The 12823-nt window shown below is 60.6% G+C and carries 9 protein-coding genes and 1 tRNA gene; 5 read left to right on the forward strand and 5 right to left on the reverse strand.

Annotation, left to right across the window (positions count from 1 at the left end; all coding sequences use genetic code 11):
* Window positions 1-56: 56 nt before the first annotated feature.
* The 3 genes from GFER_RS12345 to GFER_RS12355 all read left to right on the forward strand — a co-directional run bounded on the left by GFER_RS12345 (window position 57) and on the right by GFER_RS12355 (window position 2152).
* Window positions 57-1328 carry a glycosyltransferase family 2 protein gene (locus GFER_RS12345; protein WP_052446365.1) on the forward strand — a complete coding sequence of 424 codons (1272 nt, stop codon included), beginning with the start codon at window positions 57-59 and terminating at the stop codon, window positions 1326-1328.
* Window positions 1329-1369: 41 nt separating this feature from the next.
* On the forward strand, window positions 1370-1753 hold the full coding sequence (locus tag GFER_RS12350) for a PilZ domain-containing protein (protein ID WP_052446366.1): 384 nt from the start codon (window positions 1370-1372) through the stop codon (window positions 1751-1753).
* A gap of 189 nt (window positions 1754-1942) precedes the next feature.
* Complete coding sequence (locus tag GFER_RS12355) at window positions 1943-2152, forward strand: YgaP family membrane protein (protein ID WP_040100005.1); 210 nt, start codon at window positions 1943-1945, stop codon at window positions 2150-2152.
* Between the two features lie 81 nt (window positions 2153-2233).
* Here the strand turns inward: GFER_RS12355 and GFER_RS12360 are convergent, their stop codons facing one another.
* From GFER_RS12360 to GFER_RS12390, 5 genes are all read right to left on the reverse strand, one after another.
* The gene (locus GFER_RS12360; RefSeq protein WP_040100006.1) at window positions 2234-4546 is read right to left on the reverse strand and encodes an FAD-dependent oxidoreductase; all 2313 of its coding nucleotides are present in this window, start codon (window positions 4544-4546) and stop codon (window positions 2234-2236) included.
* Window positions 4547-4654: 108 nt separating this feature from the next.
* Window positions 4655-6298, reverse strand: coding sequence for a glutamate synthase-related protein (locus GFER_RS12365; protein WP_040100007.1), 1644 nt, complete (start codon window positions 6296-6298; stop codon window positions 4655-4657).
* Window positions 6286-7392 carry a class II glutamine amidotransferase gene (locus GFER_RS12370; protein ID WP_040100008.1) on the reverse strand — a complete coding sequence of 369 codons (1107 nt, stop codon included), beginning with the start codon at window positions 7390-7392 and terminating at the stop codon, window positions 6286-6288. Before GFER_RS12370 ends, GFER_RS12365 begins: the two co-directional genes overlap by 13 nt.
* A gap of 447 nt (window positions 7393-7839) precedes the next feature.
* Window positions 7840-7915: transfer RNA gene (locus tag GFER_RS12385), tRNA-Trp, on the reverse strand.
* A 79-nt stretch (window positions 7916-7994) separates the two neighbouring features.
* Complete coding sequence (locus GFER_RS12390) at window positions 7995-9059, reverse strand: branched-chain amino acid aminotransferase (RefSeq protein ID WP_040100011.1); 1065 nt, start codon at window positions 9057-9059, stop codon at window positions 7995-7997.
* A gap of 212 nt (window positions 9060-9271) precedes the next feature.
* On the opposite strand from GFER_RS12390, the gene GFER_RS12395 reads away from it, so the two are divergent.
* Together GFER_RS12395 and GFER_RS12400 are read left to right on the forward strand one after the other, a co-directional pair.
* Window positions 9272-10984: a GAF domain-containing sensor histidine kinase gene (locus GFER_RS12395; protein WP_040100012.1), complete on the forward strand. Its 1713-nt coding sequence runs from the start codon at window positions 9272-9274 to the stop codon at window positions 10982-10984.
* A gap of 65 nt (window positions 10985-11049) precedes the next feature.
* Complete coding sequence (locus GFER_RS12400; protein WP_040100013.1) at window positions 11050-12789, forward strand: histone deacetylase family protein; 1740 nt, start codon at window positions 11050-11052, stop codon at window positions 12787-12789.
* Window positions 12790-12823: the final 34 nt, after the last annotated feature.

The raw sequence follows: 12823 nt of genomic DNA on the forward strand, positions 1-12823 counted from the left end.
CAACCTGAAGAAGTGTGCCCTGTGCATAAACCGCTTGCAACCGCATTCAATCTGCTATGATTCCCGATCCGGTGCGAAAATATCTGCGCAGCCGCGGCACCTCCCGTCCCTGGGAAGTGCAGGGCACTTCGAGGGAAAATTTCCACGGCGCCGTCGTCATTCCGGCCCTGGCCGAGGAAGATGCGCTGCCCGAAACCCTTAAATCTCTGGCGACTAATCCGCGCGCTTTGCTGGAGCGCTTTCTTGTGCTGGTCGTGGTCAACAATCGTGCTCAGGCACCCGTCGACCTGTGCCGGCAAAATCAGCGCACTCTGGCCTGGTTGCGATCCGCTGCGCGCTCCTGGCCCGCCGGTCTACATCTTGCCTGGGTGGATGCGGCCTCGCTGGGCCGGGCGCTGCCGGAAAAAGAGGGGGTCGGGCTGGCGCGCAAGATCGGCTTTGATCTGGCTCTTGAGCGGCTGGACTGGAGAGGTGAGCCGCTTCTCGTCTCCCTCGACGCCGACACGCTGGTGCAGGCCGATTACCTGGAGTCCCTGGTCACGCATTTCCGCACACACACGGCCGGAGGGGCCGTGCTGCCTTTTGTTCATCGACCTGCGGCAACGTCGGTGGCCGAACGCGCCATCACTCTTTATGAGCTCTATCTGCGCCACTATGTGTTGGGGCTGCGCCTCGCCGGTTCGCCCTATGCCTACCACAGCGTCGGCAGCGCCCTGGCCTGCCGCGCCTCGGCCTATGTAGCCGCCGGTGGCATGAACCGGCGAACCGCGGGAGAGGATTTTTATTTTTTGCAGCAGTTGGCCAAAACCAGCGGTGTCGCGCCGGTGTGTGGCACGCTGGTGCATCCTTCGCCGCGCATTTCAGCGCGCACCCCTTTCGGCACCGGGCCAAGCGTGGCGGCATTGCAGCAGGGCCGAGCGACCACCGTGCGCTTCTATCCTGTAGAGGCCTTTGACTTGCTGGGTGACTGGCTGCACCTGATTAGGGACCAGGGCGATTGCCGTGCCGACGAATTGCTCGCGCAAGCTGAGCGGATGTCCGCAGTGCTTGGCGACTTTCTGCGGCGCGGCGGCTTTGAAGCGACCTGGGAAAAGCTGTGTCGGCAGCATGGAGGCAGCGAGCAGCGACTGATCCAGGCTTTTCACCAATGGTTCGACGCGCTCAAAACCCGGCAGTTGCTATTCGCCGTCTGTGAAAAGGAGGGTCTTTGGGGCGGACCCGAGGAGCTTCTGCCGAAACTTCTGACCCGCGCGGGACTGACAAACGCCGGAGATCTTGGCACTTATCTTGCTGTCTTACGCAAGAGTCAGAATGTTCCAGCGGGTTAAATTGTCTCACCCTTTCGCCCCCCCCACCGAGGAGGTGTATTATGCGCGCCAAGGCCCAGCAGACCGCCGAGGACTGGCTCCCGGCCAGTCGTCGCAAAAACCTGCGCAAACCCCTGCTGGTACTGCGCGCCAAGCTTGACGACGGGCGCAAGACCTTTTTCGGCTATGCGAAAAATATCAGTTGCAGCGGCATGTTCATTGCCTCGGTCAACCCTCGTCAAGCGGGCGAACTGTTTGAGGTCGAGCTGACGCTGCCGGCGCCTATTTCACTGGTGGTGTCTTGCACTTGCGAAGTGGTCTGGCGGCGCACCTACAGCCGCCATTCCGATCTCGACCCGGGCATGGGGCTGCGTTTTCTCAATCTGTCCGAAGAAGTTGCCCAAGCGATTGACGGCTGGGTCGAAGTTGGCGAGTTGTCAAAGTAGTGACTTTTCCGCGGGTTGTGTCGGCAGACCGGCTTTTGTCGGGAAGGGCTTTCCAATTTCTCAAATGGTGATAAAATAGGTCATGAAGTCGGCGCAAAAAAATCGCCGACACGCATGCACGTGGAAGTAGAAATTTTTTTCCTTCTCCATGTCGCATGCGTACCGATTTGAGCCAAGGAGGTCCACGCCATGATGCACAACGTGTGTTCGCGAACCGAACGAATCATCCGCGCTCTAATGGGTATCGCTCTGCTCGGCCTGCTGTTCATGCTTCCCAACCCCATCGGCTATCTCGGTCTGGTTGGGGTGGTTCTTGTTGCCAGTGCCGCGATGCGCTACTGTCCCATCAGCCATCTGCTGGGGGTCAACACCTGTAAGATGAAAGAAACCCATAGCTGAGAGCCGTAAGGCCTAGGGCAATAAAAAAAGGCGGAGCCCCTTTCCGGGATCTCCGCCTTTTTTATTGTTGCCGGTTTCTTTTTAGACTGCCTGCTCCATACTCCACACTCCGCAGGGGCAGATCCCCGCGCAGATACCGCAGCCGATGCAGACGTGGTCGTCGGAGAGGTATTCGTATTGTCCGTTGTTTTTTTCTGCCCGGCTGATGGCGCCTTCCGGGCAGGCTTCAAGGCACATTGAGCAATCGCGGCAGGTGCCGCACGAGAGACAGCGGTTGGTTTCGCTTCTGGCATCGGTTACGCAGAGGCGGCCGCGGTTCTGTGGGCGGAACAGCTCCTTGCTCAGGCATTCCTGGGGCACGATGGCGGGCTTCGGTTTGGCGGTTGGCGTTTCGCCGCGCAGATAGGCGTCGATGTATTCGGCAGCTTCCAAGCCGTGACCGATGGCATGGGTGAGCAGACCCGGGCGGATGGTGTCGCCGATGGCGAAGACGCCCGGCGCGCGGGTCACCTGCCAGCAGTCGTCGACCTCCATCATGCCCTTGATGCTCAGCCAGTCGCGCGGTACGTAGGAAAGATCCGGACGCTCGCCGATGGCGATAATCACCGTGTCGGCTTCCAGCAGTGTGCCATCTTTGCCATGCACACCTTTTTCATCGACACGGTCAGTGAAAAACGGCCAGATGATTTCGCCGCCCAGGGCTTTGACGTGGTCGATCTCCTTCTGGTAGGCGGCCGGTCTTTGGATGTCCACGGAGGTCACCTTTTTTGCGCCCATGGCGTAGGCGCCCAGGCAGGTATCCATGCCTGCGTTGCCGGCGCCGAGCACCACCACGCGTTCGCCTACGGTGGGGCGCTCGCCGGCGTTGATGGCCTTGAGAAAATCGATGCCCTTGACCAGCCGTTCGTGGCCGGGAAAGGGGATCACCACCGGGCTGTGCGCGCCGCTGGCGATGACCACCGCGTCATGCTCGGTGCGCAGGCTGTCGAACAAGGGCTGATCGACGGGGGTGTTGGTGCGCAAGCTGACGCCCAGCTCTTTGATGCGGGTGATTTCGTTGCGTAGAACTTCGGCGGGCAAGCGCTCCGTGGGGATAGCCTGGCGCAGTTTGCCGCCCACTTCGTTGTCGGCTTCGTACACGGTTACTTCGTGGCCGCGCAGACGCAATTGCCAAGCAGTGGAAAGTCCGCCTGGGCCGCCACCGATCACGGCGACCTTTTTTCCGCTGGCCGGGGCGGGCTGGGGCGAGGCGGCATCCCGCGAGAGGCGGCCGAGTTCCTTCATGGCCACCGGTTTGTCGATGTACTGGCGGGTGCAGGCGTCCATGCACAGGTTGGGGCAGACCTCACCGCACACCGACCCGGGGAAGGGGGAGTAGCGCAGTACCAACTCCAGGGCCTCCTGCACTTTTCCTTGGCGCAGCAGTTTGATGCGCTCCTGTGTGGGGATGGCGGTGGGGCAACTCGATTCGCAGGGCGCGGCATAGCGCTTGTCCTGCCAGTGGGGGATCTTGAGCCGATCCGCGCCGCTGTTGACCAGCCCGGCCACATGGGTATAGTCGTCACTGACCACGTCGCCGAAGATGCCGCCTTCCACCCAGCGTTGCAGACGAAATTCGCGCATGGTCAAGTGCTGGACGCGGGTGCGTTCTTCGTAGGTCTTGGAGAGAATTTTCTTCCACTGGCTGAAGTCTTCAAGGGCGGGGCGCAATTCCGGGCGGTTGATTTTTCCCAGGTAGCGGGGCAGGCCCTCGGCAAGAAATTCGCGGTCCGCATCGTCCAGGTCAAGCAGCCAGACTTCGTCGGAGAGGCCGCTTACCGGGCCGCGTACGTAAATGGTGCCACCGACCATTCCGACGCAACTGCGGTCGCCGAGCACCGAATCGAAGCCCTCGCAGTCGATGCCGCACACCACGGCGATGCCGCCGCCCATGAATTCGAAAGAAAATGAGCCGGTGCTTTTGAGCACCCAGAATTCGGGATTTTCGTAGGCGGGATCGTGCTTCATCAGCGAGCCCGAGCGCGCGCCGACGCGTCCGGCGACATAGATACGGCCGGCGGCGGCGCAGTGGGCGGTGGTGTCGCCGCCGTCACCGAGGATGGTCAGCGTCGCACCTGAGTTGAGCCAACCGGCGTCCGCCGGAGTTGAGCCTTCGACTAGAATTTCCGTTCCGTCGAGGCCGAAGGAGCCGACGCGCTGGCCGGGATTTTTTACGCGGAAGCGCAAGGGCTGACCGTTTTGCGTCCACAGGGGTCCACCGATGTTGTGGTGTCCCGACGCAAGCACCTCGAATTCGGTTTCCCCGGTTTCCAAAGCCGCGTAAATCTGTTGCAGCAACTGCTGGGTCGAGACGCGCTGCTTGTTTTCGTTGAAGGCGGATATTTGAGCAGGCATGGCTTCACCTTTCGTAAAGGTTCAAGGAGCGCGGGACGCGAAACGAGGAACGCGAAAATCTTATTCTGCTGTTCGCGTCCCGCATTCCGCGTCCCGTGTCCAGGGCTTTCAACACACGTACTGAATCTGCAGACGTTCGGCAACCGCCTTGTCTGTGGAGATGAGGGCGTCGGCGCGTCCCACCGGCAGCGATGAGTTGCCGATGGGTGCCATCAGCTTCTTGAACTCCTGGTCCATGGCCAGGAAGTAATTGACGATGTTCTGCGCCACTTTTTCCGGGTCGAGGCGGTGGGCGAGGGCCGGTTCCTGGGTGGTGATGCCCGCCGGACACAAGCCGGTATTGCAGGCGTTGCAGCGGCCCATGTCGTTGCCCACGCAGCCGGCCATCTGCAGGATCAACTTGCCGGTAAACACGCCGTTGGCGCCCAGGCACATCATCTTGAAGGCATCGGCCGCCAAGTCGCCGGTTTTGCCCAAACCGCCTGCCGCCCAGAGGGGGATCTGCCCCTGGCGGCCCTGGGTGGTGGCCGCCAGATAGCAGTCACGCAATTTGCTGACGATGGGGTGGCCGGTGTGGTCGAGGCTGACCTCATGGGCCGCGCCGGTGCCGCCGTCGATGCCGTCAAGGAAAAACCCGCCGACGATGTTGTAGGGGTCGCGCACCAGGTTGTTGAACACCGAAACGCTGGTGGCCGAGGCTGCCACCTTGATGGCCACCGGCACGCGGAATTTGAAGGCGGCATTGAAGGAGAGAAACATCTTCTGCACGCTCTCTTCGATGGAGTAGAGCCCCTGGTGATTGGGCGGCGAGAGCAGGTCGGCCTTGGGTACGCCGCGAATCGCCTGGATGTGGGACGCAACCTTCTGCGACTGCAACAGCCCGCCGTCGCCGGGCTTGGCGCCTTGGCCGATTTTGATCAATACGCCTGCGGGATCTTCGATCATATCGGGCATGGCCTTGACGATACGGTTCCAGCCGAAGTGCCCCGAGGCCACCTGCAGGATCATGTATTTGAGAAAACGGCTCTTAAGCAGGCGCACCGGCACGCCGCCCTCGCCCGAACACATGCGTACCGGCAGGCCGCACTGTTCGTTGAGATAGGCGGTGGCCATGGCCACTCCCTCCCACATGCGCCAGGAGAGGGCGCCGATGGACATGTCGCCGATGATCACCGGATAGATCCATTGCACCGGAGGCGCCTGACCGACCTTTTCCAGGCGTCCGTTTGCGCCGACCTGGAAGGGCAATTTTCCCGGCGGAAGGATGCGCCCGAAGGGGGCGAGCATATCGAAGGTGTGGCGCTGGGCATCCAGCGAGGGGTCGGTCATCTGCGAAATGCGTCCAACGCGCATTTTGTCGAGGGTGCGGGTCGTTCCTTCGAGATTTTTGCGCCCGCCGCGCTTGACCGAGTCGCCGCCCAGGCAGCGGGTGATGATAGGATGGCGGCTGTCCTGGTTGCGCTCTGGACCTATGGCGTCGTTGGGGCAGACTTTTTCGCAGATGCCGCAGCCGCGGCAGTAATTGCGAATCGATTTGACCTGGCGGATCACCGGCACCGCCGAAAAGCGGCTTTTCGGCTCGGGGAAATCGCTTTCCGACCAGGTCATCCGGCGACGTTCGACCTTGGGGCCAATGGCGCGAAACGAGCAGGCCGCCGTGCAGGAACCGCACAGAGTGCAGCGGCTTGCGTCGTAGCGGACCTTCCAGGGCAGGTCGTTGGCCGTGACATCATGAATTTTCATTGTTTCCATCGCTGCACCTCCAGATCCTGGCCGACTACCACGACTTCGCGTTCGTTGGGATAAATGTCCTCCTGCCAGTTGCGCTCCGGCATGATCTCATTGATGCCGCACACCTCCGAAGAGATGGCCACCATGTTGGCCGAGCGGCCCACCACCACCGGGCGTAGCTTTTTTGCATCGCAGCAGGTGAACAAGGTGTTGTCGGGCAGCACCCCAATAATGGTGTTGGGACCGTTGATTTCCAGATGTGTCATTGACTGACGGATCGCCAGCAGTTCATCGCGGTCGTCGCGGCGTTCAACCTGATCAAAGGGCAGCGGCGTTATTACATGCTTGTAGTAAGGCAGGGGCCAGCCGAGCTCACGATGCACATAATGCAGCGTGTAGAGAAAGCACTGGCTGTCCGACTCAAAACCGATGTAGCCGCGGTGCAGCTTGCGCTGCATTTCCTTGTTCTTGAGATAAAAGGTGTTTTCGCCGTTGGCCAGGGCGGTGTAGCCCTGCAGAAAAAAGGGATGGGCGGCGTAGCGCACGATGTCGTAGTTGGTGTTCTGGCGGCACTGGGCGGTGATGACCTTGGCGGTGAGCTGATCGTTGGGCTCCCACAGGTTGAAATAGGTGCCGATGTCGCGCGGATCACCGATCTCTTTGAGGGTTACCACGTCGGGCCAGAAGGAGTAGACGTAGCCCTGATCACCCTCCTCCAGGGCAAAGCGCAGCTTGAGGCGCATGTCGAGGAGCAGGTCTTCCTTCTCTTTCTGGCTGGCCTTGCGCAGGTGCTTGGGGTAGTTGAAAGTTTCAAAGACGTAATTGGGCATGGCGATGATATCCAGGTTTGGATGCGGGTAGGTCTCCGGCACCCACTGCAGAACGCGGCTGAAGCCGGCCTCGTGCAGGATGTCCTCGGCCAGTTTGAGTCCCTCGTCGGTGCAGGCCAGCGACAGGGTCGGCAGGTTTTTGTAATTTTGGAAAATACCGCCCAGGTCATGCATGACCATGGCGAATCCCGAGTTGTCATGGCCCTTCTGCTGCGATTGCATGAGCAGCAGGGCCTGGCTCGGATGAATGTAGTCGCTGCTTTTGATGGCGCCGATGCGACACATGAGCATTACCTCCGTATTTTCAGCCTGGGGTGGGGAAGAGAAATGTTGCGTACAGGTGAAGCTTGAGGTGGTTAAGCAAATAAGGGGCCAGTTCGGTTGTGGGTTTTGTGGGGTCGGCGGGGAGATCGTATAAGAAGTTGAAAATATAGAAAAAAAAATAGGTGGATTGTTGTGGATCGACCTGCTTGTCGACATTTTCTAAGGTTTTCAAGCCAGGCAGGAAATATCTTGGAAGCTCACATAGAGTTATTTGAGTACATTTTCTTTTATGTTCCCGAAAATTGGGCGTTCATTTCATATAGAGCGGCTTGCCGCAGGTTGTGGAGGGTTGCGGAGGTAGCAGCGGGGACGTTTTTTTTGTCAGGGACCGCGCTTAAAATTTGCACAGGCGTGTCAATGAATTGCGCAAAAAAAACCCCTTCGCAAAAGGCGAAGGGGTTGCTGTGCTGGCAGGCCAGGAGGGACTCGAACCCCCAACAGCCGGTTTTGGAGACCGGTGCTCTACCAATTGAACTACTGACCTGTGGTTGTTTTCAGAGAACCCAGTTTACACCAGACATTGCACGCGGGCAATTGCATAACATTTTGGCGTTCGGCGAAGCCTAGATTTTTTCCACCCAGCCGTGAGGGTCCGGCAGGCGTCCATATTGAATGCCGGTCAGGGTTTCGTAGAGTTTCAGGGTCAGCGCGCCCACCTGGTTGCCGCCGATTTCGATGGTGCGATCGCGGTAGGTGAGCTGGCCGACCGGCGAAACAACTGCGGCGGTGCCCGTGCCGAAGGCCTCGACCAGCCTGCCCGAGGCGGCGCCTTCCATGATTTCTTCCACGGAAAGGGCGCGTTCCTCGACCTCGATGCCCAGATCACGAATCAGAGTCAGAACCGAGCGGCGCGTGATGCCATCGAGAATGGTGCCCTTGAGGGGCGAGGTTACCACCTTGCCGTCAAGGTAGAAGCAGATATTCATGCTGCCCACCTCTTCGACATACTTGCGGTGTACGGCATCAAGCCACAGGACCTGATCGAAGCCGAGCTTGGCCGCCTCCATGGAGGCGCGCAGGCTTGCGGCGTAGTTGCCGCCGGTCTTGGCCTCGCCGGTGCCGCCCGGGGCGGAGCGCACGAATTCGTCGGATATCCAGATCTTCACCGGACTGAAGCCACCCTTGTAGTAGGCAGCCACCGGTGAGAGAATTACGTAGCACAGGTAGGTGTCCGAAGGTCTGACGCCCAGATAGGGGTCGGTGGCGATCATGGTCGGACGGATGTAGAGGCTGGTGCCTTCGCTGCGCGGCACCCAATCGGCCTCCAGGCGCACCAGTTCTTTGATGGCCTGCAGAAAAAACGCCTCGTCGACGCGTGGCATGCACATGCGGTCGGCACTGCGGTTGAAGCGCTTGACGTTGTCCGTCGGGCGAAACAGGGCGATGCGCCCATCCTGGCAGCGAAAGGCCTTGAGGCCTTCGAAGATTTCCTGGGCATAGTGCAGTACCGCCGCCGCCGGATCGAGGGAAAAGGGCCCGTAGGGCGCGATGCGCGCCCCATGCCAGCCCTTCGCGGTGGCATATTCCATGACGAACATGCGGTCGCTGAAGGTCTTGCCGAAGGCCAGGGCGTTTTCATCCCGGGGACGCGCTTTCGGCTGAGTGAGGGGCAGGATCGACAATTCCATTGCAGCAAATCCTCCGGCGTGAGAGTGCGGACGGCAAGCTAAGGCGGCAATTTAACACAGATTGCAACGACCAGCAAGATTGTAGATTGCGAGGTTATTTCGTTTGTCATTTTATGTTTCGGATTTAGAATAAAAGTGAACGTCTCGCGCACCCTCGACGAAAAGTCTCTCTGATTTTTTTTGGGTTCCATGGAAGGATTGTCGTGAGCAATATGACGAATAAGGCGTGCCAAAGCCAGGTTCGCTTCCTGGAATGCCTGGATGAGGTCAACCGCATCATTCACGCCTCCGACGACGCCGAGCAGATGTTGTGGGAGGTGCTGACTGCGGTGCAGCGCATGTTCGGCAGCGACCGTACTTGGCTGTTTTATCCCTGCGACCCGCAGGCGCCGACCTATCGCATCCCGATGGAAGTTACCCGCCCTGAGTATCCGGGGGCCCATGCCCTGAATGTGGACGTGCCGATGAAGCCGGGCGGCGATCGCATTTGCGCCAAGGCGCTGGCCGCGCAAGGGCCGGTTGTGTTTGATGCTGACAGCGATCCGCCGGTTTTTTACGAACTGACCGAGCAGTTCGGTGTGCATTCGCAAATGGTCATCGCCCTTTATCCCCGGGTCGGCAGGCCCTGGATGCTCGGCATGCACCAGTGCTCCCACCGCCGGGATTGGACCCGGGACGAACAGGCCTTGTTTGAAGGCCTGGCCCGCCGCATCGCCGACGGCCTCAGCACCCTGCTGCTGTTGCGCGATCTGCGTGAAAGCCAGGAGCGCTTCGATCTGGCCGTGCAAGGTTCCCGCGAGGGGTTGTGGGACTGGCCCGACACCAGCCGCGACGCGCTGTGGTGGTCGCCCCGCACCTTTGAAATGCTGGGCTATGCACCCCATGAGATCGAGGCGACCCTGCCTCTGCTCATGGACCGTGTCCATCCCGAAGATCGCGCGCGTGTGCGCGCAATCCTTGATGAATATCTGCAAAAGGGCGAGGGCCCTTTCGATGTGCAGGCGCGCGTCTTCACCTGCGCGGGCGAGGTGCGCTGGCTATGGGCGCGCGGCATGGCGGTGCGGGATAGTACGGGCCGAGCGCGGCGCATGTCCGGCTCTCTGCAGGACCTGACCGAGAGTAAGCGCGTCGAGGAGGAACTGCGCAGATACCGCGAGCACCTGGAGGATCTGGTGGCGGTGCGCACCGAAAAATTGAAGCGCATCAACGCCGAGTTGGAAGGCGCCAATAAGGAGTTGGAAGATTTTTCCTACATGGTCTCCCATGATTTGCGCACCCCCCTGGTGCCCATCATCGGCTATGCCGAGCTCCTCAACCTTCGCTATGGCGAGCGGCTGGACGATCGCGCCCGCGGTATGCTCGCGGATATTGTGGCGCAGGGTGAGAAAATGAACCGCTTGATCGACGACCTGCACAACCTCGCCCGTATCGGCCATGGCGAGCTTCCGGAAGAGTTTGAAGGGGTCGAGCAGGTGTTGGCTGGAGTTCTTGACGCCCTCGCCGGTGAATTCCCCGAGGTACGCACGCTGGTGAGCTTGCAAAATTGTTGGCCCGCCGTGCGCATTCACCGCACCCATCTGCACCAGGTGTTGTCCAACCTCATCGGTAATGCTCTGCGCTATGCGGGGCCTCAGGGCGCCCCCGTTGAAGTGAGTGCCGAGCGTCGTGGCCGCTGGGCGCGTTTTGTCGTGCGCGATCACGGGGTGGGCATTCCGCGCGAAGAACATGCGCGGGTGTTCAATGCCTTTTATCGCGGCCCTGCCAGTCGCGACCAGCGGGGCAGCGGCATCGGGCTGGCCATCGTTCTGAAGGTTGCGCGGCATTATGGCGGGACGGCCTGGCTTGAGGAGACTCCGGGAGGCGGTTGCACCTTTGTGGTGGAAATGGACGACAATCTGATATTGAATGGAACTCAAGGGGGATGATTGAATCGCACCGGATGAACAAGCCGGCGCGCAATCCCTGACAACTTCTTCCGGAGACAACCCCCATGTTCCGCATCCGTCGCATCTACGATGACCTGCGCCCCATCAACCGCGATGCCATCGCCCAGGCGCAGCAGATCCTGCGCGATCAGTTTCCCGACCTCAATCCCGCAGACATCGAAAAAATTCCCGAGCTGTTGCGTAATCCTCTCAAACACGGCTTTCGCACCATTCTCCATGTCGCCGAGAACCAACGCGGCCAGGTGCGCGGGTTTGCCTTGCTCTCCTACGATGCGGAGCTCAGATTCGCCTATCTCGACTATATCTCCGCCGCCCGGACGACCACCGGCGGCGGCATCGGTGGTGCGCTCTACGAACATGTGCGCGAAGAGGCCCGGGAGTTGGGAGCGGTGGGGATTTTTTTTGAATGCCTGCCCGATGACGCGGCTCTGTGCCGCGATGAAAAAATCCTCAAGCAGAACCAGGCACGGCTCAGATTTTACGAAAAATACGGCGCCCTGCCCATCATCGGCACCGCCTACGAAACGCCCCTCAAGCCGGGAGACGACAATCCCCCCTACCTGGTGTTCGATCCCCTCGGCCAGCCCGGTCTGCTATCTCGCGATCAGGCGCGGGCCATCGTGCGCGCTATTCTCGAGCGACGCTACGGCCATCTCTGCTCACCGGGCTACATTCAGATGGTGGTGGATTCTTTCGGCGACGATCCGATCCGGCTGCGTCCGACACGCTATGTGAAAAAACCGCAAACGGCCGTTCTGTCGCGCGAGGCACGGACGCGCCGTATTGCCCTGGTGGTCAACGATCGCCATGCCATTCATCACGTCCGTGAGCGCGGCTATGTCGAGTCGCCGGTGCGCATCCGCACCATTCTGCGCGCTCTGGAAGCGACCAGCCTTTTCGAGGCCGTGCCGCCGCGCGAATATTCCGAACGCTTTCTCACCAGCGTCCATGCGCCTGATTACGTGCAATACTTCAAGCGGGTGTGCCGCAATCTGCCCGAAGGTAAATCCGTCTATCCCTATGTGTTCCCCATCCGCAACGCGGCACGTCCTCCCGTGGAGTTGGCGGTGCGCGCCGGCTACTTCTGCATCGACACCTTCACCCCGCTTAACCGCAACGCCTGGCTGGCGGCCAAGCGCTCTGTGGACTGCGCCCTGACCGCCGCCGATCTGCTCCTCGAAGGCTATCGCCTGGCCTACGCCCTGGTGCGCCCGCCCGGCCACCACGCCGAGCGGCGTGCTTTCGGCGGCTTCTGCTATTTCAACAACGCCGCCCTGGCCGCGCAGTTGCTCAGCGCTCACGGTCCGGTGGCCATTCTCGATATCGACTACCACCACGGCAACGGCCAGCAGGTCATCTTCTACGAGCGCGCCGATGTGCTCACCGTTTCCATCCACGGCCACCCGCGCTTTGCCTATCCCTATTTCAGCGGTTTTGAGGATGAAGCCGGGGAGGGTGAGGGCCGGGGGTTCAACTTCAATCTGCCCCTGGCTGAGCAGATCAGTGGCGATCAGTACCTGGAGGCGCTGCATAAGGCACTCAAGCGCATCGTCCGCTTTCGCCCGGCGTATTTGGTGGTCAGTCTCGGTCTGGATACCGCCAAGGGCGATCCCACCGGCACCTGGAGTCTGGCGGCACGTGACTTCGAACGCGTCGGTCGTGCCATCGGTGCTCTCAAGCTGCCGACCCTGGTCGTGCAGGAAGGCGGCTATCGCAATCGCGTGATCGGGACCAATGCGCGCAATTTTTTCACCGGCTTGTGGCAGGGCGCGCTGCGGGGCTAGGTGGGAGAGGAACGCTGATGAGGCGGCCTCTTCT

This window comes from Geoalkalibacter ferrihydriticus DSM 17813, from assembly GCF_000820505.1.
Classification (GTDB): Bacteria; Desulfobacterota; Desulfuromonadia; order Desulfuromonadales; family Geoalkalibacteraceae; genus Geoalkalibacter; species Geoalkalibacter ferrihydriticus.

Coding starts and splice junctions, on each gene's coding strand:
- GFER_RS12370 (WP_040100008.1), bottom strand. CDS start 7,392: ATGTGTCGCATCGGCGCCATCAAAAGCAGCGACTACATTCATCCGAGC.
- GFER_RS12390 (WP_040100011.1), bottom strand. CDS start 9,059: ATGGAATTGTCGATCCTGCCCCTCACTCAGCCGAAAGCGCGTCCCCGG.
- GFER_RS12355 (WP_040100005.1), top strand. CDS start 1,943: ATGATGCACAACGTGTGTTCGCGAACCGAACGAATCATCCGCGCTCTA.
- GFER_RS12345 (WP_052446365.1), top strand. CDS start 57: ATGATTCCCGATCCGGTGCGAAAATATCTGCGCAGCCGCGGCACCTCC.
- GFER_RS12350 (WP_052446366.1), top strand. CDS start 1,370: ATGCGCGCCAAGGCCCAGCAGACCGCCGAGGACTGGCTCCCGGCCAGT.
- GFER_RS12400 (WP_040100013.1), top strand. CDS start 11,050: ATGTTCCGCATCCGTCGCATCTACGATGACCTGCGCCCCATCAACCGC.
- GFER_RS12365 (WP_040100007.1), bottom strand. CDS start 6,298: ATGGAAACAATGAAAATTCATGATGTCACGGCCAACGACCTGCCCTGG.
- GFER_RS12360 (WP_040100006.1), bottom strand. CDS start 4,546: ATGCCTGCTCAAATATCCGCCTTCAACGAAAACAAGCAGCGCGTCTCG.
- GFER_RS12395 (WP_040100012.1), top strand. CDS start 9,272: ATGACGAATAAGGCGTGCCAAAGCCAGGTTCGCTTCCTGGAATGCCTG.